This window comes from Serratia sp. JSRIV006, assembly GCF_019968685.1.
In the GTDB taxonomy this organism is placed as follows: domain Bacteria; phylum Pseudomonadota; class Gammaproteobacteria; order Enterobacterales; family Enterobacteriaceae; genus Chania; species Chania fonticola_B.
Map to the genome: position 1 here is coordinate 1,132,821 of NZ_CP074137.1, position 21,852 is coordinate 1,154,672.

15 protein-coding genes, 2 tRNA genes, 3 rRNA genes and 1 other annotated feature are annotated in these 21,852 nt (G+C 53.2%); of the genes, 11 read left to right on the plus strand and 9 right to left on the minus strand.

Annotated elements, in window-relative coordinates; genetic code table 11:
* Positions 1-137: 137 nt before the first annotated feature.
* Positions 138-1,484: an anaerobic C4-dicarboxylate transporter gene (locus tag KGP16_RS05110; protein ID WP_021182193.1), complete on the minus strand. Its 1,347-nt coding sequence runs from the start codon at positions 1,482-1,484 to the stop codon at positions 138-140.
* A gap of 665 nt (positions 1,485-2,149) precedes the next feature.
* Here KGP16_RS05110 and KGP16_RS05115 point away from each other — a divergent pair.
* Positions 2,150-3,223 carry a 3-deoxy-7-phosphoheptulonate synthase gene (locus tag KGP16_RS05115; protein ID WP_021182194.1) on the plus strand — a complete coding sequence of 358 codons (1,074 nt, stop codon included), beginning with the start codon at positions 2,150-2,152 and terminating at the stop codon, positions 3,221-3,223.
* A gap of 6 nt (positions 3,224-3,229) precedes the next feature.
* A complete protein-coding gene (gene tyrA, locus KGP16_RS05120; protein ID WP_218519827.1) occupies positions 3,230-4,351 on the plus strand; it encodes a bifunctional chorismate mutase/prephenate dehydrogenase in 1,122 nt (373 codons plus the stop codon).
* A 39-nt stretch (positions 4,352-4,390) separates the two neighbouring features.
* On the opposite strand, the gene pheA is transcribed toward tyrA, so the two are convergent.
* The 4 genes from pheA to bamD form a co-directional block, all read right to left on the minus strand.
* Positions 4,391-5,548 carry a bifunctional chorismate mutase/prephenate dehydratase gene (pheA, locus tag KGP16_RS05125; RefSeq protein WP_021182196.1) on the minus strand — a complete coding sequence of 386 codons (1,158 nt, stop codon included), beginning with the start codon at positions 5,546-5,548 and terminating at the stop codon, positions 4,391-4,393.
* 84 nt (positions 5,549-5,632) lie between these two features.
* Positions 5,633-5,758 (minus strand) — a sequence feature (Phe leader region).
* Positions 5,710-5,757 (minus strand): pheA operon leader peptide PheL, encoded by a 48-nt coding sequence (pheL, locus tag KGP16_RS05130; protein WP_192958309.1) that lies wholly within the window; start codon positions 5,755-5,757, stop codon positions 5,710-5,712. Its footprint overlaps the feature before it by 48 nt.
* 124 nt (positions 5,759-5,882) lie before the next feature.
* Complete coding sequence (gene raiA / locus KGP16_RS05135) at positions 5,883-6,227, minus strand: ribosome-associated translation inhibitor RaiA (protein WP_021182197.1); 345 nt, start codon at positions 6,225-6,227, stop codon at positions 5,883-5,885.
* Positions 6,228-6,539: 312 nt separating this feature from the next.
* The gene (bamD, locus tag KGP16_RS05140) at positions 6,540-7,271 is read right to left on the minus strand and encodes an outer membrane protein assembly factor BamD (protein ID WP_021808131.1); all 732 of its coding nucleotides are present in this window, start codon (positions 7,269-7,271) and stop codon (positions 6,540-6,542) included.
* Between the two features lie 132 nt (positions 7,272-7,403).
* On the opposite strand from bamD, the gene rluD reads away from it, so the two are divergent.
* The 9 genes from rluD to dkgB all read left to right on the plus strand — a co-directional run bounded on the left by rluD (position 7,404) and on the right by dkgB (position 18,760).
* Positions 7,404-8,381: a 23S rRNA pseudouridine(1911/1915/1917) synthase RluD gene (gene rluD / locus KGP16_RS05145; RefSeq protein WP_021182199.1), complete on the plus strand. Its 978-nt coding sequence runs from the start codon at positions 7,404-7,406 to the stop codon at positions 8,379-8,381.
* On the plus strand, positions 8,381-9,112 hold the full coding sequence (gene yfiH / locus KGP16_RS05150) for a purine nucleoside phosphorylase YfiH (protein WP_223500911.1): 732 nt from the start codon (positions 8,381-8,383) through the stop codon (positions 9,110-9,112). The genes rluD and yfiH overlap by 1 nt, the downstream gene beginning before the upstream one ends.
* A 130-nt stretch (positions 9,113-9,242) precedes the next feature.
* Positions 9,243-11,816, plus strand: coding sequence for an ATP-dependent chaperone ClpB (clpB, locus tag KGP16_RS05155; protein WP_021808129.1), 2,574 nt, complete (start codon positions 9,243-9,245; stop codon positions 11,814-11,816).
* Between the two features lie 561 nt (positions 11,817-12,377).
* Positions 12,378-13,918, plus strand: a 16S ribosomal RNA gene (locus KGP16_RS05160).
* A 205-nt stretch (positions 13,919-14,123) separates the two neighbouring features.
* Positions 14,124-14,199: transfer RNA gene (locus KGP16_RS05165), tRNA-Glu, on the plus strand.
* Positions 14,200-14,441: 242 nt separating this feature from the next.
* Positions 14,442-17,349, plus strand: a 23S ribosomal RNA gene (locus tag KGP16_RS05170).
* A 105-nt stretch (positions 17,350-17,454) separates the two neighbouring features.
* Positions 17,455-17,570, plus strand: a 5S ribosomal RNA gene (gene rrf / locus KGP16_RS05175).
* Together the 16S, 23S and 5S rRNA genes with 2 tRNA genes alongside form the textbook arrangement of a ribosomal RNA operon.
* Before the next feature lie 94 nt (positions 17,571-17,664).
* Positions 17,665-17,741: transfer RNA gene (locus KGP16_RS05180), tRNA-Asp, on the plus strand.
* A gap of 215 nt (positions 17,742-17,956) precedes the next feature.
* Positions 17,957-18,760, plus strand: a complete 804-nt coding sequence (dkgB, locus tag KGP16_RS05185; protein ID WP_218519826.1) for a 2,5-didehydrogluconate reductase DkgB — start codon at positions 17,957-17,959, stop codon at positions 18,758-18,760.
* A 46-nt stretch (positions 18,761-18,806) separates the two neighbouring features.
* Here dkgB and KGP16_RS05190 read toward each other — a convergent pair whose 3' ends face one another.
* The 4 genes from KGP16_RS05190 to KGP16_RS05205 are packed head-to-tail and all read right to left on the minus strand — an operon-like array spanning position 18,807 to position 21,851.
* Positions 18,807-19,118 (minus strand): PTS lactose/cellobiose transporter subunit IIA, encoded by a 312-nt coding sequence (locus KGP16_RS05190; protein ID WP_021805647.1) that lies wholly within the window; start codon positions 19,116-19,118, stop codon positions 18,807-18,809.
* Position 19,119: 1 nt separating this feature from the next.
* Entirely contained in the window at positions 19,120-19,431 is a 312-nt protein-coding gene (locus KGP16_RS05195; protein WP_021805646.1) for a PTS sugar transporter subunit IIB, read from the minus strand.
* 1 nt (position 19,432) lies between these two features.
* Entirely contained in the window at positions 19,433-20,893 is a 1,461-nt protein-coding gene (locus tag KGP16_RS05200; protein ID WP_059199893.1) for a M17 family metallopeptidase, read from the minus strand.
* Positions 20,886-21,851 carry a N(4)-(beta-N-acetylglucosaminyl)-L-asparaginase gene (locus KGP16_RS05205; RefSeq protein ID WP_094982997.1) on the minus strand — a complete coding sequence of 322 codons (966 nt, stop codon included), beginning with the start codon at positions 21,849-21,851 and terminating at the stop codon, positions 20,886-20,888. The genes KGP16_RS05200 and KGP16_RS05205 overlap by 8 nt, the downstream gene beginning before the upstream one ends.
* Position 21,852: the final 1 nt, after the last annotated feature.

Genomic DNA, 21,852 nt, shown 5'->3' on the forward strand with positions numbered 1-21,852 from the left:
ACAAAAATAGGCCTGGTTAGCTTATGTTTTTAGTTTAAACAGGGGGCTTATGCACTTTTCGTCTAGTGATACCGTTGGCTTTTTGCGGCGGTGTTAGCTGCGGCAACGGGGAGCGTCCGTTGCCGGCAGAAACGTGATTAAAGGAAGGTCATCACCAGCAGATAACCGGTGATGCAGGAGCACAGCACGCCGATCAGGCCAGGGATAATGAAGCTGTGGTTGATGATAAATTTACCGATGCGAGTGGTACCAGAGCGGTCAAAGCCGATGCAGGCCAGATCGCTTGGGTAGGTAGGCAACACGAAGTAGCCATAGGCCGCCGGGAAGAAGGCCAGCAACATTTTAGGCTCGACGCCTAGCTGCAAGGCCATTGGAGCAACGGCGGCCAGAGCAGCGGCCTGGCTGTTAACCAGTTTGGAAACCAGGAACAAGACGATGGCGTAAGTCCAGGGCTGGCTTTTCACCACGTCTTCCAGCACCACTTTTAACTCCCCCATATGTGCCTGGAAGAAGGTGTCACTCATCCATGCCACACCGAATACCGAGAAGATGGCGACCATTCCCGCTTTGAATACGGCACCGTTGGCGATATCGCTAGGTTTGACTTTACAGCCCATCAGGATCACGGCACCGGCGATCAGCATCATCATCTGGATCACCAGATTCATCGACAGCGGTTTCAAGACACCCTTGGCATCGGCAAAGGAAGGACGCAGATCGGCAAAGGCGCCGAGCATAACCACGATAGCGATAGCGCCGAAGAAGATCAGCGTTGACCAGTAAGCCTGCTTGGGAAATGTTTGATTGAGCAGGGTTTCGGTGCCGCCATAAATATAGGCACGCTGCTCCGGATCCTGGATCCTGGCCTGGAAATCCGCATCCTTATCCAGATCTTTGCCGCGGCGCAGGCTCCACAATGCTGCCATCAATACGCCGACCAGCGAAGCCGGGATAGAAACGGCCAGGATCTCCAGCAGCGAGTAGGCTTTACCGATCCCATGACCGGCGGCAATGATCGAAACCAGTGATACTACGGCCACGGAAACCGGGGATGCGGTGATAGCCATCTGTGAGGCAACAGAGGCGACGGCCATAGGGCGTTCTGGGCGGATCCCTTTTTTGATGGCGATATCAGAAATGATCGGGAACATGGTGTAGACCACGTGGCCGGTACCGCATAGAAAGGTCAGCGTCCAGGTGGTAAAAGGGGCGAGTAAGGTGATGTGTTGTGGGTGGCGGCGCAGTAGTCGCTCGGCATATTGCATCATGACATTCAGGCCGCCAGCGGTTTGTAACACCGAGGCACAGCCGATCACCGCCAAAATGGTGAGCATGACATCTACAGGAGGTTTTCCTGGTTCCAAACCGAAAATAAAGCACAGCAGAAATAAGCCAATACCACTTATTAAGCCTAGCCCCATACCGCCAAATCGGGTGCCGACTAATAGGCAGATAATAATAATTGCGAATTGCAATGTGATCATGAGAGTCCCTTGTCAGAAAGAAATAACTGCTAACGCCCATCGCTCCTCAATGCAGGCAGTACGGGCTCTGTCTTCGCAGAGTAACCCTAAAGAGGTGTGAGCGATTTATGCCATAGTTATTTATTTGGCGAGGGATAACTGTGAGATCCCGCAATATTTATTCAATAGAGTGACTATTATTTCTGATATAGATTCAAATGAATAAAGAATGAAAATCAATTGCCAGTTAAATGTATGACAATTGTTTTATAGTTGTTTAATTTGGCGATGGATGGGGCGGGTTTGCCAAGGAATTTGTTGGCTATGCGGGCGTGGCATGCAGTGCCTCCTACACGCCGAAGTGGTGTTTTTTTGATCGCGTCAGGGCCAATGAGTAATCTATTTTTGTGTTCACTTTTATTTACGATCTGTGTTTTTTAGGGAGGCTGACGTTGGTTGTTCTTCGCTGCGCCCTATTGGCCTATTGTTTTTTTATTTAAATAAAACAGCTAGTTGATCTGTATTTTGTTTTCTGTCGCCGATGTTTTACTTCGCTGTTCATGATGGTAATTTTTTATTTACAGTAAATGGATTGAAAACTTTACAAGGAGTGGTTAAGGTAGCACCTGTAACGCTCAATGTTTTCACTACGCACACGCATAACGGCAAACGACAGGAATAGGATCATGCAAAAAGACGCGCTCAACAACGTACATATCAGTGCAGAACAGGTTCTGATCACCCCGGAAGAGCTGAAGAACCAGTTCCCACTCAGTGCCAACGATGAAACGGAAATCGCGACGGCCCGCCAAACCATTGCCAATATCCTTAAAGGGCAAGATCACCGCCTGCTGGTGGTCTGTGGGCCATGTTCGATCCACGATCCTGATGCCGCGCTGGATTACGCGCGCCGTCTGAAAACCCTGTCGGCTGAATTGAGCGATCAGCTGTATATCGTTATGCGCGTCTATTTTGAAAAACCAAGAACCACCGTCGGCTGGAAAGGCCTGATCAACGATCCGTATATGGATGGATCCTTTGATGTAGAAGCGGGTTTGCACATTGCGCGTCGCCTGCTGCTGGATCTGGTCGGTATGGGCTTGCCGTTGGCGACCGAAGCGTTGGATCCAAACAGCCCGCAATACCTGGGCGATCTGTTCAGCTGGTCGGCGATCGGTGCGCGTACTACAGAATCTCAGACGCACCGTGAAATGGCTTCCGGCCTCTCAATGCCAGTGGGCTTCAAAAACGGTACGGACGGTAGCCTGGGCACGGCCATCAACGCGATGCGCGCTGCATCCATGGCGCACCGTTTTGTCGGTATCAATCAGGCTGGCCAGGTTTGCCTGCTGCAAACCCAGGGTAACCCGGATGGCCATGTGATCCTGCGAGGTGGTAAAACGCCTAACTACAGCGCTGAGCACGTTGCTGCCTGCGAAAAACAGATGCAGGATGCGGGACTCCATCCGTCCTTGATGATAGATTGCAGCCATGGCAACTCAAATAAAGACTATCGCCGTCAGCCAGCGGTTGCCGAATCCGTCGTTGAGCAGATCAGAGCGGGTAACCGTTCGATTACCGGCATCATGCTGGAAAGCAATCTGCATGAGGGCAGCCAGTCTTCTGAACAGCCGCGTGTGGATATGCGCTACGGCGTATCGGTGACCGATGCCTGCATCAACTGGGAAAGCACGGAGACGCTGCTGCGCCAAATGCATCAGGAACTCGGCGCTGCGCTGATGGCACGCACTGGAGAGTAGTGAGTTATGGTGGCTGAACTGACCGCATTGCGCGATCAAATTGACGAAGTGGATAAAGCGCTGCTGGCCCTGTTGGCGAAACGCCTGGAGCTGGTGGCGGAAGTAGGGGAAGTCAAAAGCCACTACGGTTTACCGGTTTACGTACCTGAGCGGGAGGCGGCAATGTTGGCCTCTCGCCGCCAGGAAGCGGAAAGCCTCGGCGTTCCACCAGATTTGATCGAAGACGTGCTTCGCCGTGTGATGCGTGAATCCTACACTAGCGAGAACGATAAAGGCTTCAAAACGCTGTGCCCACAGCTGCGCCCTATCGTCATTATTGGCGGTAATGGCCAGATGGGCCGCCTGTTTAACCGGCTGCTGACGCTGTCGGGTTATCAGGTCAAAGTGTTGGATCAAGAGGATTGGCCGCAGGCGGATAGCCTGCTGGCAGATGCCGGTATGGTGATTGTCAGCGTGCCGATCCATATTACCGAGCAGGTGATCGCCCGACTGCCGCCGCTGCCGCAGGACTGTATTCTGGTCGATCTGGCTTCGGTGAAGAACCGACCGTTACAGGCGATGCTGGCCGTACACGGTGGCCCGGTACTGGGGTTGCACCCAATGTTCGGCCCGGATGTTGGCAGCGTGGCCAAACAGGTGGTGGTGTACTGCGATGGTCGTCAGCCAGAAGCCTACCAGTGGTTGCTGGAGCAGTTGCAGGTTTGGGGCGCGCGTTTGCATCGTATCAGCGCCGTCGAACACGATCAGAACATGGCCTTTATCCAGGCGCTGCGCCACTTTGCTACCTTTGCTTACGGCCTGCATCTGGCCGAAGAGAACGTACAGCTGGAGCAGTTGCTGGCGCTCTCTTCGCCGATCTATCGGTTGGAACTGGCAATGGTGGGGCGGCTATTTGCTCAGGATCCGCAGCTGTACGCCGATATCATCATGTCTTCTGAAGACAATATTCATCTGATCAAACGCTACTATCAGCGCTTTGGTGAGGCGATCAAGCTACTGGAACAGGGCGACAAGCAGGCCTTTATTCAAAGCTTCCAGAAGGTGGAGCACTGGTTTGGTGATTATGCCCAGCGCTTCCTGGTTGAGAGCCGTTCTTTGCTGCGCCAGGCGAACGATAGCCGTCAATAGAGGGGAAAAGGTTCGGCATAGCCGAACCCTTTTTGCTACTTAAGACGGATTGACCGGCACCACGTTTTCGCTTGGATAACAGCCCAGCACTTTCAGCGAGCGGGTGATCGGTGTCAGCCCTTTCAACGCCTTCTCCATCGCCACAGAACGCAGGTTAGCCTGCACATCAATGTAAAACATCTCTTCCCACGGGTTACCGTTGATCGGGCGTGATTCCAGCTTGGTCATGATGATGCCATTGTCACGTAGCACCAACAGAGCTTCCACCAGAGCACCGGATTGTTGACCGGTGGCCATGATCAACGTGGTTTTGGCCGGAACCTGCTCGGAAACCTCAATCGCCTTACGCGCCAGAATAATGAAGCGAGTGATGTTCTGCTGCTGGTTAGCCAGGTTATGTTCCAGTACCTGCAGATTGTACAGCGCACCACCGGCCTCGCTGCCTAACGCCGCAGCTTTTGGCGAGTTCAGCTTGGCGACCTTCTCCATAGCGGCGGCGGTGCTTTCGCAATACTCGATCTTCCAGTGTGGATAGCGGTTCAAATACTGGCTGCACTGCTGGAAAGGTTGCGGGTGGCTATAGACGGTTTCGATCTGCTGCAGATCGGTGTCGCTGGCTACCAGCACGCAGTGATCGATCGGCAAGGTTAACTCACCCACGATCGACAGGCTGGTATGTTGCAGCAGGTCGTACACATCGTTGATAGAGCCGGAGCTGGTGTTCTCGATGGGCAAAATGGCGTAATCCGCCTGGCCGGTTTCCACCTGGGTAAAGATGTCCTGGAATTTCTGACAGCCGCATTCGATGAGCTGATCGAAATGGCGGGCGGCGTACTGGCGGGCGGCCAGATGTGAGTAAGAGCCTTTTGGCCCCAGGAAGGCAATGCGCGCGGAATGTTGGCTGGTCTGGTTAAGCTGGTGCTGCAACAGGGCCTGCTGGGTCAGCACGGAGTCTTCGATAATCAGTTGGAACAGGCGAGTGACGTAAAAACCATCGAGGTCATAAGGTTTGGCCGCGCTGATCAAGGCGTCCAACAGATCGCGCTCACGCTCTTTATCGCGGATCGGGCGGTGCGAATGCAGTTTGGTTTTGCCCACCTCCACCGCCAGTTCACGGCGCTCTGCCAGCAGGGCCAGCAATTTCATATCCAGTGCGCTGATGCGTTCGCGCAGCACGAGTAACGGGTTATCAGTCATAATCAGCTTTGCCTTGTATTCTTCTAATCCCGTCGTCTTGCAAGCCGCAGCTTGAAGCCCAGCGGGGCGGGTTGTCATATAGCCATAAAAAAAGCCCCCTGCTTGAGGAGGCTTGGTTGTTCGTCTTCGCATTCTTTCTCACACGACGAAACGCCTCCCAATCAGGGGAAGGTAAAAAAGAATGCGAAGAAAAACGGTTTACGGCTCATGGCGTTCCAAAATGTGTGTAAATCAGGGTTTAAAGTAACCGCTGGCTTTTCATTGTGTCAATAGAAACCGACAGACAAAAAACGCGCCCTAGGGCGCGTTTGATGTGAAACAATCACTTGCAGAGTTATTCCTCTTCTTCCTGCGTGATTACTGGAGCCAGGTCTTTCACGCTGGCATAAGCGCGGCGTGCCTCGCTTTTGTGTTGTACCTTGTTCAACTGACGCTCAAGTTTGGCAATCAGGTCATTAACGGCGGTATACATGTCTTCATGTTTGGCGCTGGCAACCAGCGGACCGTTAGGCGTGGTAATGGTGGCGTCGACGGCAAACCCTTTAGGTTCTTTAGATAAGACGATGTGTGGGTTGATCAGCTGCGCCTGCCACTTTTCCAGTTTACTGAGACGGTCTTCGACATGATTACGGATTGCGGGGGTGATATCCATTTGTTTGCTGGTAATGTTGAGTGTCATATAACTTACCTCTCTGTCTTTCCGTCTTGGATAGATTCAGCATACCGCTCTTTTTGCCGAAATGCGTGATGGAAAACACAAATTTTTGTCACTTTTTGCAAAGTTAGTTCAATCTGTGATTTAGCATCTGAAACTGCCATCTAACGCTTGAGTCTTGGCAGCAGAACGCGCATTATCGATAGGTTAACTGGTGGTGCAGCCTTGCTAACACCGTGTTTTTGCTTGTGTATTTATCCTTCAAACGGCTGAATTTGCAGCAAATGAAAACGGCAGCCGAAGCTGCCGTTTTGTTTTTGTGCCCATATCAAAGACTCAAGACGCGTTGGCGGCGATGATTTTCGCTACCTTGTCGGCCTGAGCATTCAATTGCAACTGGCGATAGGCGTTTTCCATCAGCGGCAGCGCATCGCGCGTCGCTTTGGTATCCGGGAATTCACGCATCATCTGCTCAACGCGATTAACTACCGCGACGTAAGCGCCACGTTTAGTGTAGTATTCCGCCACTGAGAGCTCGTACTTGGATAGACGGTCCTTCAGGAATACCAGACGCTTGTAGGCATCGGTCGCGTATTGGCTGTTCGGATACTGCTGGATCAGCTGGCTGAAGTCGCGGAATGCGGCGCGGGCATGCTGTGGATCGCGGTCAGAACGGTCAACCCCGAAGAAGCCTTGCAGTGCACTGTCATCCAACGCCATATCTGTCAGACCGCGCATGTACATGACGTAGTCGATGTTCGGATGCGTTGGGTTCAGACGCATAAAGCGATCGATAGAGGCCTGTGCCAAAGGTAAATCGGCAGATTTATAGTAGGCATAAATCAGATCCAATTGGACCTGCTGAGAGTACGGCCCGAATGGATAGCGGTTATCTAACGCTTCGAGTTGCGTAATCGCGCCCTTAAAGTTACCGTCCTGCAGTTTTTGCTGGGCAGTAGCATAGATTTCCGAAGGCGGGCTGTCGGGAACCGTATCCTTGGATGTGGAGCAACCTGCCAGCGCCAGGCTCAACGTGGCTGCCGCCACCAGATATTTCATACGCGTCATGACGTTTAGATTATCCTCAGGGTGTTATTTTGGGAGACTGTCCGTTAAGCTCCCGACAAAAGACCAGTTACAATAGCACATTATATTAAACGGCATCGCCGTGAAAACCCAACGTTAACGAAGAAGCTGCATATGGCACAACAAGTACAACTCACCGCAACGGTGGCCGAAACTCAACTCGGACAACGTTTAGATCAGGCTTTGGCCGAATTGTTCCCTGATTATTCAAGATCTCGCATAAAAGAATGGATCCTGGAAGACAGGGTACAGGTCAATGGCAAAACGATAAACAAGCCGAAAGAGAAGGTACTGGGGGGAGAGACGGTCGCCATTGATGCACAGATTGAAGAAGATGCCCGTTGGGAACCGCAAGACATCCCGCTGGATATCGTCTATGAAGACGCCGATATTCTGGTGATCAACAAGCCTCGCGGCCTGGTGGTGCACCCAGGTGCGGGTAATCCGGATGGGACGGTGCTTAATGCATTGTTACATTATTTCCCGGAGATTGCCGACGTACCGCGTGCCGGTATCGTTCACCGTTTGGATAAAGATACCACCGGCCTGATGGTGGTTGCCAAAACCGTTCCGGCGCAAACCCGCCTGGTTGAGGCATTGCAGGAGCGTGAGATCACCCGAGAGTACGAAGCGGTAGCGATCGGCACCATGACCGCGGGTGGCACGGTGGAGCAACCTATTGCCCGCCACTCCACCAAACGTACTCACATGGCCGTGCACCCAATGGGCAAACCTGCGGTGACTCATTACCGCATTATGGAACATTTCCGCGCCCATACCCGTTTGCGCTTGCGCCTGGAAACCGGCCGTACGCACCAGATCCGTGTGCATATGGCGTATATCGACCATCCGCTGGTGGGCGATCAACTCTACGGTGGCCGTCCACGTCCGCCAAAAGGGGCGTCAGAGGCCTTTATCAACACGTTGCGCGGCTTTGACCGTCAGGCACTGCACGCAACCATGTTGCGCCTGTATCATCCGATCAGCGGTATCCAGATGGAATGGCATGCGCCAATCCCACAGGATATGGTCGATCTGATCAACGCGCTGAAGCTCGATACCGAAGAATTCAAAGATCAGATGAATTGGTAATGAGTTCGCTGATTGTACCCGATTGGCCGCTGCCTGCAGGGGTAACAGCCTGCAGCTCCACTCGTCATGGCGGTGTCAGCCTTCCTCCCTACGACTCGCTGAATCTGGGTGAGCACGTTGGTGATGATGCACAGGCCGTGGCGCGTAATCGCCAATGTTTGGTCACGGCCGCCGGCTTGCCGCAGATGCCGCTATGGCTGGAGCAGGTACATGGTACTCGTGTACTGACGCTGGATGGCCAAACGCCTGAAGATTTGCGCGCCGATGCGGTTTACAGCAATGTGGCCGGGTTGGTCTGCGGGGTGATGACGGCGGATTGCCTACCGGTACTGTTTGCTTCACAAGCGGGGGATGAAGTTGCCGCCGCGCATGCCGGTTGGCGTGGCTTATGTCATGGCGTGCTGGAAAATACCGTGGCGCGCTTTGCTGCCGCACCAGAAAACATCACTGCCTGGCTCGGCCCGGCAATCGGCCCAAGCCGGTTCGAAGTTGGGGCTGAAGTGCGTGCGGCATTTATGGATATTGATAGCGCCGCCGCCGCCGCTTTTACTCCCCACGGTGAAAAATTCCTCGCAGACCTCTATCTTTTGGCTCGTCAGCGCCTGCAAGGTGCTGGTATTTTCGCCATTTATGGCGGTAATCGTTGCACAATGAACGAAATGAGTCATTTTTTCTCCTATCGGCGCGACGGAACAACCGGACGTATGGCAAGTTTGATCTGGGTGAGATAACCTACTGCCCTAGGACGATCCACTGATGCATGACGTTGTACTCATAATATAGTGTCGAGATAACCTTGAAAATTTGAGGGATGACCTCATTTAATCTCCAGTAGCAATTTTGACCTACATTGGAGGTGTTATGCGTCTGGATCGTCTTACTAACAAATTCCAGCTTGCCCTCGCCGATGCCCAGTCTTTGGCCCTTGGGCGCGACAATCAATTTATTGAACCGTTACATCTGATGAGCGCCCTGCTCAATCAGGATGGGGGGACGGTTCGTCCATTACTGACTTCTGCCGGGATTGATGCTGCGCGAGTGCGTACCGACATCGATCAGGCATTGTCTCGTCTGCCACAGGTTGAAGGTACCGGTGGGGATGTTCAACCCTCACACGAACTGGTACGTGTCCTCAACCTTTGCGACAAGCTGGCGCAAAAGCGGGCAGACAAGTTTATTTCATCCGAGCTGTTTGTGCTGGCGGTGCTTGAAGATCGCGGTAACTTGACCGATCTGCTGAAAGCAGCCGGTGCTACAGCGGATAAAATAGCCAAAGCCATTGAACAAATGCGGGGGGGAGACAGCGTGGATGACCAAGGTGCAGAAGATCAGCGTCAGGCTCTGAAAAAATACACTATCGATCTCACTGAGCGTGCGGAACAGGGCAAGCTTGACCCGGTGATTGGCCGTGATGAAGAGATCCGCCGCACCATTCAGGTGCTGCAACGCCGTACCAAAAACAACCCGGTACTGATTGGTGAGCCTGGTGTCGGTAAAACCGCCATCGTTGAAGGCTTGGCTCAGCGCATTATCAACGGCGAAGTTCCCGAAGGGCTGAAGCATAAACGTGTGCTTTCCCTGGATATGGGCGCGTTGATTGCCGGGGCGAAATACCGGGGCGAATTTGAAGAACGCCTGAAGGCGGTGCTGAGCGATCTTTCCAAACAGGAAGGCAGCGTCATCCTGTTCATTGATGAGCTGCATACCATGGTGGGTGCCGGTAAAGCCGATGGCGCGATGGATGCTGGCAACATGCTCAAACCCGCGCTTGCCCGTGGGGAACTGCACTGCGTAGGGGCGACCACGCTAAACGAGTATCGCCAATATATAGAGAAGGATGCTGCGCTGGAGCGCCGCTTCCAGAAAGTCTATGTTGCGGAACCGAGCGTGGAAGACACCATCGCCATCCTGCGTGGCCTGAAAGAACGCTATGAGCTGCATCACCACGTGCAGATAACGGACCCGGCGATCGTAGCAGCGGCGACATTGTCGCACCGCTATGTTTCCGACCGTCAGTTGCCGGATAAGGCCATCGACCTGATCGATGAGGCCGCCTCCAGCATTCGCATGCAGATGGACTCCAAACCGGAATCGCTCGATCGCCTGGAGCGCCGCATCATCCAGTTGAAACTGGAAGAGCAGGCACTGAACAAGGAATCGGATGACGCCAGTAAGAAACGCTTGGAAATGCTGAGTAGCGAGCTGGAGCAGAAAGAGCGCGAATACTCAGAACTGGAAGAAGAGTGGAAAGCGGAGAAGGCTTCGCTGTCTGGTACCCAAAATATCAAGGCGGAACTGGAGCAGGCCAAGATCACGCTGGAGCAGGCGCGCCGCGTAGGTGACCTTGGTCGCATGTCTGAACTGCAGTATGGCAAAATCCCTGAGCTGGAAAAACAGCTTGAGGCGGCCACGCAGGCAGAAGGCAAAACCATGAAGCTGCTGCGTAACCGCGTTACCGACGCCGAAATCGCCGAAGTGTTGGCGAAAGCGACCGGTATCCCGGTGGCCAGAATGCTGGAAGGTGAGCGCGACAAACTGCTGCGTCTGGAGCAGGAACTGCACTCACGGGTGATTGGCCAGGATGAAGCGGTGAACGCGGTGTCCAATGCCATTCGCCGTAGCCGTGCCGGTCTTTCCGATCCAAACCGGCCGATCGGTTCATTCCTGTTCCTGGGGCCTACCGGGGTGGGTAAAACCGAACTGTGTAAGGCGCTGGCTGGGTTCCTGTTCGACAGTGATGACGCGATGGTGCGTATCGACATGTCCGAGTTTATGGAGAAACACTCCGTATCGCGGCTGGTGGGTGCGCCTCCAGGCTATGTCGGTTATGAAGAGGGCGGTTATCTGACAGAAGCGGTGCGCCGTCGTCCATATTCAGTGATCCTGTTGGACGAAGTGGAAAAAGCGCACCCAGACGTGTTCAACATCCTGTTACAGGTGTTGGATGACGGACGTCTGACAGACGGACAAGGTCGTACCGTTGATTTCCGTAATACCGTGGTGATCATGACCTCTAACCTGGGTTCCGATCTGATCCAGGAGCATTTCGGTCAGATGAGCTATCCACAGATGAAGGAATCGGTCATGGAGATGGTGAGCCAACATTTCCGTCCGGAATTCATCAACCGTATCGACGAAGTGGTGGTGTTCCATCCGCTCGGTCAGAAACATATCGCGCAGATTGCCAAGATCCAGTTGGCTCGTCTGTACCAGCGTCTGGAAGAGCGTGGCTACGAAGTCAGTATCACGGAGCCAGCCTTGGAGCTGTTGGGCAAAACGGGTTACGACCCAGTGTATGGTGCGCGGCCGTTGAAACGTGCTATCCAGCAGGAAATCGAAAACCCGCTGGCACAGCAAATCTTGTCTGGCAAGTTGATCCCAGGCAAACCGGTGACGCTGGACGTGGAAAACGACCATATCGTTGCCAAGCAATAAAAGTAGTTGCTGGTAGCTATATAGAAGGGGGCGGTTTTTACCGCCCCCTTTTGTTTGGGTTTAGCCTGGTTGACGGGTTTTCGGTGTTCAACAACATGAAATCAGCGTCTTTTAGACTAATAATTATCCTAAAACGTCCGTTTTGGCTGATATTTGAGCGCTTGAAAAGTTTTTTGAATTTAGGGGTTGCGCCCTTCTGAGAACTCCCTATAATGCGCCTCCACTGACCGGGAACAACGACTCCTCTAACGAGAACCAGTCGCCCAGGCAGGAAGAAGCAACCCGGTGAAAACACCGCGTCTCGTAAGAGAAAAAGGTTGACTCTTCAGCGGGAAAGCGTAATATGCACCTCCCGCGTTACCGAGAAACTTCCCGGTAACGAACGCTCTTTAACAATTTATCAGACAATCTGTGTGGGCACTCACAAGACGATATCCAGCTACTTCGGTAGCAAAAAAATATCAAGTCTTGAAGAGTGACCAAGCAGTCATTCATGCGAATGAATGATTACGAAAGTTAATTTTCGAGCATCGCTGCACGAGTTGCAGCAAATCAAGCTTTTAATTGAAGAGTTTGATCATGGCTCAGATTGAACGCTGGCGGCAGGCCTAACACATGCAAGTCGAGCGGTAGCACAAGGAGCTTGCTCCTGGGTGACGAGCGGCGGACGGGTGAGTAATGTCTGGGAAACTGCCCGATGGAGGGGGATAACTACTGGAAACGGTAGCTAATACCGCATAACGTCTTCGGACCAAAGTGGGGGACCTTCGGGCCTCACACCATCGGATGTGCCCAGATGGGATTAGCTAGTAGGTGAGGTAATGGCTCACCTAGGCGACGATCCCTAGCTGGTCTGAGAGGATGACCAGCCACACTGGAACTGAGACACGGTCCAGACTCCTACGGGAGGCAGCAGTGGGGAATATTGCACAATGGGCGCAAGCCTGATGCAGCCATGCCGCGTGTGTGAAGAAGGCCTTCGGGTTGTAAAGCACTTTCAGCGAGGAGGAAGGGTTCAGTGTTAATAGCACTGTTCATTGACGTTACTCGCAGAAGAAGCACCGGCTAACTCCGTGCCAGCAGCCGCGGTAATACGGAGGGTGCAAGCGTTAATCGGAATTACTGGGCGTAAAGCGCACGCAGGCGGTTTGTTAAGTCAGATGTGAAATCCCCGAGCTTAACTTGGGAACTGCATTTGAAACTGGCAAGCTAGAGTCTTGTAGAGGGGGGTAGAATTCCAGGTGTAGCGGTGAAATGCGTAGAGATCTGGAGGAATACCGGTGGCGAAGGCGGCCCCCTGGACAAAGACTGACGCTCAGGTGCGAAAGCGTGGGGAGCAAACAGGATTAGATACCCTGGTAGTCCACGCTGTAAACGATGTCGACTTGGAGGTTGTGCCCTTGAGGCGTGGCTTCCGGAGCTAACGCGTTAAGTCGACCGCCTGGGGAGTACGGCCGCAAGGTTAAAACTCAAATGAATTGACGGGGGCCCGCACAAGCGGTGGAGCATGTGGTTTAATTCGATGCAACGCGAAGAACCTTACCTACTCTTGACATCCACAGAACTTTCCAGAGATGGATTGGTGCCTTCGGGAACTGTGAGACAGGTGCTGCATGGCTGTCGTCAGCTCGTGTTGTGAAATGTTGGGTTAAGTCCCGCAACGAGCGCAACCCTTATCCTTTGTTGCCAGCGCGTCATGGCGGGAACTCAAAGGAGACTGCCGGTGATAAACCGGAGGAAGGTGGGGATGACGTCAAGTCATCATGGCCCTTACGAGTAGGGCTACACACGTGCTACAATGGCATATACAAAGAGAAGCGAACTCGCGAGAGCAAGCGGACCTCATAAAGTATGTCGTAGTCCGGATCGGAGTCTGCAACTCGACTCCGTGAAGTCGGAATCGCTAGTAATCGTAGATCAGAATGCTACGGTGAATACGTTCCCGGGCCTTGTACACACCGCCCGTCACACCATGGGAGTGGGTTGCAAAAGAAGTAGGTAGCTTAACCTTCGGGAGGGCGCTTACCACTTTGTGATTCATGACTGGGGTGAAGTCGTAACAAGGTAACCGTAGGGGAACCTGCGGTTGGATCACCTCCTTACCTAAAGATATGCAGTTGAGTGCAGTGTCCACACAGATTGTCTGATGAAAAGTAATGAGCAAACAAAACCTTGTGGTATAGGTAAGTGCCGGGAAATTTGTGACTGTCTAGTGCAGTGACAAACAACAATGGCGCTCGATTTTTCACGAAAAATCTCACCTTTACCCGAAATTATCGAATCAGTGATTCGATAAGCAAATTTCGGGTCCCCATCGTCTAGAGGCCTAGGACACTGCCCTTTCACGGCTGTAACAGGGGTTCGAATCCCCTTGGGGACGCCATCCGATAATGAGTGAAAGACATTATCACCGGTCATTCGTGACTGATTATCTTAAAGATGACTCTTACGAGTCGTGTTTAAGATATTGCTCTTTAACAATCTGGAACAAGCTGAAAATTGAAACATGACAGCTGAAACTTATCCCTCCGTAGATGTATTGGGGTAAGGATTAACCTGTCATAGAGTCTCTCAAATAAACAGCACGACAGTGTCTCTGTTTACAGAAACACCTTCGGGTTGTGAGGTTAAGTGACTAAGCGTACACGGTGGATGCCTAGGCAGTCAGAGGCGATGAAGGGCGTGCTAATCTGCGAAAAGTGTCGGTAAGGTGATATGAACCGTTATAACCGGCAATACCCGAATGGGGAAACCCAGTGTGTTTCGACACACTATCGTATGGTGAATACATAGCCATACGAGGCGAACCGGGGGAACTGAAACATCTAAGTACCCCGAGGAAAAGAAATCAACCGAGATTCCCCTAGTAGCGGCGAGCGAACGGGGAACAGCCCAGAACCTGAATCAGTTCTTGTGTTAGTGGAAGCGTCTGGAAAGTCGCGCAGCAAAGGGTGATAGCCCCGTACACTAAAATGCATTAACTGTGAGTTCGATGAGTAGGGCGGGACACGTGACATCCTGTCTGAATATGGGGGGACCATCCTCCAAGGCTAAATACTCCTGACTGACCGATAGTGAACCAGTACCGTGAGGGAAAGGCGAAAAGAACCCCGGCGAGGGGAGTGAAATAGAACCTGAAACCGTGTACGTACAAGCAGTGGGAGCACCTTCGTGGTGTGACTGCGTACCTTTTGTATAATGGGTCAGCGACTTATATTTTGTAGCAAGGTTAACCGTATAGGGGAGCCGTAGGGAAACCGAGTCTTAACTGGGCGAATAGTTGCAAGGTATAGACCCGAAACCCGGTGATCTAGCCATGGGCAGGTTGAAGGTTGGGTAACACTAACTGGAGGACCGAACCGACTAATGTTGAAAAATTAGCGGATGACTTGTGGCTGGGGGTGAAAGGCCAATCAAACCGGGAGATAGCTGGTTCTCCCCGAAAGCTATTTAGGTAGCGCCTCGTGAACTCATCTTCGGGGGTAGAGCACTGTTTCGGCTAGGGGGCCATCCCGGCTTACCAAACCGATGCAAACTCCGAATACCGAAGAATGTTATCACGGGAGACACACGGCGGGTGCTAACGTCCGTCGTGAAGAGGGAAACAACCCAGACCGCCAGCTAAGGTCCCAAAGTCATGGTTAAGTGGGAAACGATGTGGGAAGGCATAGACAGCCAGGATGTTGGCTTAGAAGCAGCCATCATTTAAAGAAAGCGTAATAGCTCACTGGTCGAGTCGGCCTGCGCGGAAGATGTAACGGGGCTAAACCATGCACCGAAGCTGCGGCAGCGACGCTCAGGCGTTGTTGGGTAGGGGAGCGTTCTGTAAGCCGTTGAAGGTGAACTGTGAGGTTTGCTGGAGGTATCAGAAGTGCGAATGCTGACATAAGTAACGATAAAGCGGGTGAAAAACCCGCTCGCCGGAAGACCAAGGGTTCCTGTCCAACGTTAATCGGGGCAGGGTGAGTCGACCCCTAAGGCGAGGCCGAAAGGCGTAGTCGATGGGAAACAGGTTAATATTCCTGTACTCGGTGTTACTGCGAAGGGGGGACGGAGAAGGCTAGGCTAGCCGGGCGACGGTTGTCCCGGTTTAAGCGTGTAGGGGGGTGTTCCTGGTAAATCCGGAACGCTACCAACCCTGAGGCGTGATGACGATGCACTACGGTGCAGAAGTAGTTGATGCCCTGCTTCCAGGAAAAGCCTCTAAGCATCAGGTAACATCAAATCGTACCCCAAACCGACACAGGTGGTCAGGTAGAGAATACCAAGGCGCTTGAGAGAACTCGGGTGAAGGAACTAGGCAAAATGGTGCCGTAACTTCGGGAGAAGGCACGCTGGCGCGTAGGTGAAGAGACTTGCTCTCGGAGCTGAAGCCAGTCGCAGATACCAGCTGGCTGCAACTGTTTAATAAAAACACAGCACTGTGCAAACACGAAAGTGGACGTATACGGTGTGACGCCTGCCCGGTGCTGGAAGGTTAATTGATGGGGTCAGCCGCAAGGCGAAGCTCTTGATCGAAGCCCCAGTAAACGGCGGCCGTAACTATAACGGTCCTAAGGTAGCGAAATTCCTTGTCGGGTAAGTTCCGACCTGCACGAATGGCGTAATGATGGCCAGGCTGTCTCCACCCGAGACTCAGTGAAATTGAACTCGCTGTGAAGATGCAGTGTACCCGCGGCAAGACGGAAAGACCCCGTGAACCTTTACTATAGCTTGACACTGAACATTGAGCCTTGATGTGTAGGATAGGTGGGAGGCTTTGAAGTGTGGACGCCAGTCTGCATGGAGCCAACCTTGAAATACCACCCTTTAATGTTTGATGTTCTAACTCGGCCCCGTAATCCGGGGTGAGGACAGTGTCTGGTGGGTAGTTTGACTGGGGCGGTCTCCTCCCAAAGAGTAACGGAGGAGCACGAAGGTTAGCTAATCACGGTCGGACATCGTGAGGTTAGTGCAAAGGCATAAGCTAGCTTGACTGCGAGAGTGACGGCTCGAGCAGGTACGAAAGTAGGTCTTAGTGATCCGGTGGTTCTGAATGGAAGGGCCATCGCTCAACGGATAAAAGGTACTCCGGGGATAACAGGCTGATACCGCCCAAGAGTTCATATCGACGGCGGTGTTTGGCACCTCGATGTCGGCTCATCACATCCTGGGGCTGAAGTAGGTCCCAAGGGTATGGCTGTTCGCCATTTAAAGTGGTACGCGAGCTGGGTTTAGAACGTCGTGAGACAGTTCGGTCCCTATCTGCCGTGGGCGTTGGAAGATTGAGAGGGGTTGCTCCTAGTACGAGAGGACCGGAGTGAACGCACCACTGGTGTTCGGGTTGTCATGCCAATGGCACTGCCCGGTAGCTAAGTGCGGAAAAGATAAGCGCTGAAAGCATCTAAGCGCGAAACTTGCCTCGAGATGAGTCTTCCCTGGGCCTTTAAGGTCCCTGAAGGAACGTTTAAGACTAAGACGTTGATAGGCTGGGTGTGTAAGTGCAGCGATGCATTGAGCTAACCAGTACTAATGATCCGTGAGGCTTAACCTTACAACACCGAAGGTGTTTTAGAGTAGACGACAATTTTCAGCGAAGTTCCGAGATTGGTTTCGATGGCGACACGAGAGTGAAGCGGTTGGAATGAAACAGAATTTGCCTGGCGGCAATAGCGCGGTGGTCCCACCTGACCCCATGCCGAACTCAGAAGTGAAACGCCGTAGCGCCGATGGTAGTGTGGGGTCTCCCCATGCGAGAGTAGGACACTGCCAGGCATCAAATAAACGTTATCAGTATGACACCTGATAATGCGCGAAATCACCCAGGTGGTTTTGCCAGCATCGAAAGATGCGACGTAAAAGAATCGGTGGAGCGGTAGTTCAGTTGGTTAGAATACCTGCCTGTCACGCAGGGGGTCGCGGGTTCGAGCCCCGTCCGTTCCGCCACTTAATTGATAAGCCCTGAGTCTCTGACTCAGGGCTTTTTCATTTGCTTAAATTGAACACCCCAATGGTTTATTCCTGCCTCAATTAGCGTCAATTTCTGATTATTGTTGCCAATTAATCAAAAGTCTTATGCACAATAGGGCGTTTTTGATCAACAAAACTGCTGCCATAATCCTCCCAAGCTGTTTTGATAAACAAACCGAGAGAACACAATTATGAGCATCCCTGCATTTGGCTTAGGTACCTTCCGTCTACAAGATCAAGTGGTGATCGATTCCGTGAGCACCGCTCTGGAACTGGGCTACCGTGCCATTGATACCGCACAAATCTATGAGAACGAAGCGGCCGTTGGCCAAGCTATCGCAGCCAGTGGCGTGAAACGTGAAGAGCTATTTATCACCACCAAAATCTGGATCGCCAACCTGGGCAAAGACCAACTGATCCCAAGTCTGCAAGAAAGCCTGAAAAAGCTGCAAACCTCCTATGTGGATCTGACCCTGATCCATTGGCCGTCACCGAACGATGAAATCTCGGTTGCCGAGTCGATGGCGGAGTTGGTGAAGGCTAAGGAACTCGGACTGACGCGCCAGATTGGTATTTCCAACTTCACCGTTGAACTGATGCAGCGTGCTATTGATGCGGTGGGTGCTGATGCGATCGCCACCAATCAAATCGAACTCTCGCCGTATCTGCAAAACCGTCAGGTGGTTGAATTTGCGCAACAGCATGGCATTGGCATCACCTCTTATATGACGTTGGCTTATGGCAAGGCGCTGCAGGATGAAGTCATCAACAATATCGCCAAGCGCCGTGATGTGACGGCGGCTCAGGTGATCCTGGCTTGGGCTATGCAACTGGGTTATGCGGTGATCCCGTCCTCGACCAAGCGTGAAAACCTGGCGAGCAATCTGTTGGCCCAGCAACTGACGCTGTCTGATGATGAAATGGCTGAGATTGCTGCATTAGAATGCAATGGCCGTCTGGTTAGCCCGGAAGGTCTGGCACCAAACTGGGATTGATAGATTGGCCGTCTGTGGTTTGACGCCACAGACGGCCTGGCTGGTCTTAACGAGCGATCTTTTGGTGTAGGGCGATAATCTCACGGCCCATTTCCATCAACATAATTGCGTTCATCAAATGGTCCTGTGCATGGACCATCACCAGATGAACCGGGATTTTACCGCTGCCTTCGTCCATTTCGATCAGTTTGGTCTGCACGTGATGAGCGCCAGAGAGTGCCTCCTGCGCTTGTTGCATATACTGTTCGGCCTGCACGAAATCTTCATCTTCGCGCGCACAGCGCATGGCTTGAAACACCAGACTGCGGGCGTAACCCGCATTGGCAATCAGTTCCATCACCTCGTTTTCCAAATCCATTTCAGGCCTCCTCAATCAGTGCCAGGGCTTGATCCAATACCTTGTCACCCTTCATGGTGCCGTAGGCCATCATATCGATGCAGGCGACTTTTTTATGGTGCTCTTGGGCAATCTTCTCGCACTCGGCCAGCTTATAGCGGATCTGCGGCCCCAGCAGCGCGACGTCAAATTCGGTTACCGCCGTTTTGTATTCACGGATCGACTTGGCACAGATCTCGGCGTCAATACCGCGCGCAATGGCTGCTTCCTGCATCTTTTTCACCAGCAGACTGGTGGACATACCCAAGTCACACACTAACAGGATCTTTTTCATGTTATTTCTCCAGGCGTTCCAGCAAATGCTGGATTAAAAGTGGGATCGGTCGGCCAGAGGCCACGCTACGGCCATTTTCGCGCCACAGCGCGGTACCGCTGATATCAAGGTGCGCCCAGGGAATATCCGCCGGGCTGAAACGGCTTAGGAAGTAGGCGGCAGAGGTACTGATAGCCGCATTGTTGGTCGGCGTGTTGCACAGATCGGCAATATGGCTCTCTACCTGTTTGCTGAAGCGATCATCCAAAGGCAGCGACCACAGAGGATCTCCACTACGCAAGCCTGCCTGAGTGAGATCGTGACGCAGGTTTTCATCCTCGGTCATCAGGCCGCTAAGATCGTAACCCAAGGCTTTGACCACCGCGCCGGTGAGCGTAGCCAGATCGATCACGTATTCAGGCGGCTGCTGATTATGGGTCAACCTGCTGGCGTAGGCGATGCCATCGGCCAGTACCAGTCGCCCCTCGGCATCGGTGTTATTGATTTCCACGGTTAAGCCGCTGTAGCTGGTTGCGACATCGCCTGGGCGCATCGCTGCCGGGCCAATCATATTTTCGGCCAGCGCCAGTACGCCTACCAGACGGACCGGCAGCTTGAGTTCTGCCACGGCCAGCATCAGGCCAAAGACGTTAGCGGCGCCACACATGTCATATTTCATGGTGTACATGCCATCGCCACCCTTTAGCCACAGGCCGCCGGTATCGAAGGTGATACCTTTACCCACGTAGGCGCTGAAGGGGCCAGTGTCGCTCCCCTGGTAACGTATCACCACCAGACGCGGAGGATTATCGGCACCTTTACCAACCGCCTGTAGCAAGCCAAGACCCTGTTCAGCGATCTGCTGTTCATCCAACACTTCGCAACTCAGGCTGGGATAGGGGGCAATCTGGCGGGCGATCTCGCTGGCGAAAAATGCTGGGGTACAACGATCGCTTGGCATGTCGGCAATGCGTCGTGCTGCCTTCATCCCTATGGCGGTGGCAGCCGCTTGAGACAATCGCTGCTCGAGAGTGGCTCGTTGCTCCGGCTGGCAATAGAATACCAACTCCTGGATACGCGGTGTGGGTGCTGCTTCTGCCTTTTTCAGACCGAGATCGCTCAGTTGGTAATCCAGGTTGAACAGGAAATGCAGCAGAGGGGGCAGTGCCAGCAGGCTACGGTGGTCAAACACCGTACAGTCGACGATCAACTGCGTACTAGAGCCGCTGCGTAGTAGAGGACGCAGTGCGGTGACCAGCTTGCTGGTTTGCCCATCGAGCCAGAACGTTTTTGGCAACAGTGTGACGCGACCTGCCGGAGCACAGCCATAGGCGCAGTCGGCGGTTTGCTGTTGGGCGGTGGCCTGTAGTTCCTGTAACAGGGCAGCATTGCAGGGTAATTGCAGTGGGCTGCCGGGATAGCTAATCACATGGCTGTTAACTTCCCATGAGGGGATTTCACTCAGTAATCGATAATTAATCAAAATGGATCTCCTCAATCGGCGCACGAATGCGCTCGGCATAGTCGGTTAGCCATTGCTTGCTGGCTGGAGTGTAGTGGGTATGCTCGGCACGGCGTTCTGCCAGGTACACCGTCGGTGGCTGGATGGCGCTGGCGACCACAAACGAGAAGGTTTTGATATTGGTAGAGATGCCGAATTCTCCCTGCCGATTCATGCAGACTACGGAGAGATCGCCCACCCGGCCAAAGCGGGCAATCAGGCGGTCTTCCAGCTCGAAGATGACCGAATCGGCCGCCTGTTGTGGCGTCATGCCTTGCTGCATACGGCGCACGATCTCATAGCTGGTGCAGCCTTTCATCAGGTCTTCACCCACGCCCGTGGCGGTTGCCGCACCGATCTGGCTGTCACAGTAGAAACCGGAGCCAATCACCGGTGAATCACCCAAGCGGCCACGGCGTTTCATAAACAAGCCGCTGGTAGATGTGGCCACGCTCATTGAGCCATGCAAATCGAGGCCGATAATGCCGACGGTATCGTGACCATCGTAGGGGCTAAGGCCCTTATCGATGGTTTCGCGGCAACGTTTACGATAGTGCTGGGTTGCTCGCTCGGTGAGCATGGTCTTGTCGGCAAAACCTTGGCTAAGGGCCCACTCACGTGCGCCAGCGCCCACCAGGACGCTGTTGAAGCGTTCGCGGCTCAGCGCCTGGGCAACCTTCACCGGGTTGGCGATATCCACCAGGTTACCAACGGCACCAAAGGCCAGCGTATCGCCATCCATAAAGGCTGCATCCAGTTCTACCTCACCATTTTCGGTAGGCAGACCGCCGAAACCGACAGATTTATAAAACGGAAAGTCCTCCACTTCCGCCACCGCGCTAACCACGCTTTGTGCGGCGCTTGCTCCGGCTTTCAGTGTTTCACTGGCCTGGGTGACGCCTTCCAGTGCCATACGCCAGGTTGCAATCATTCCCCACATA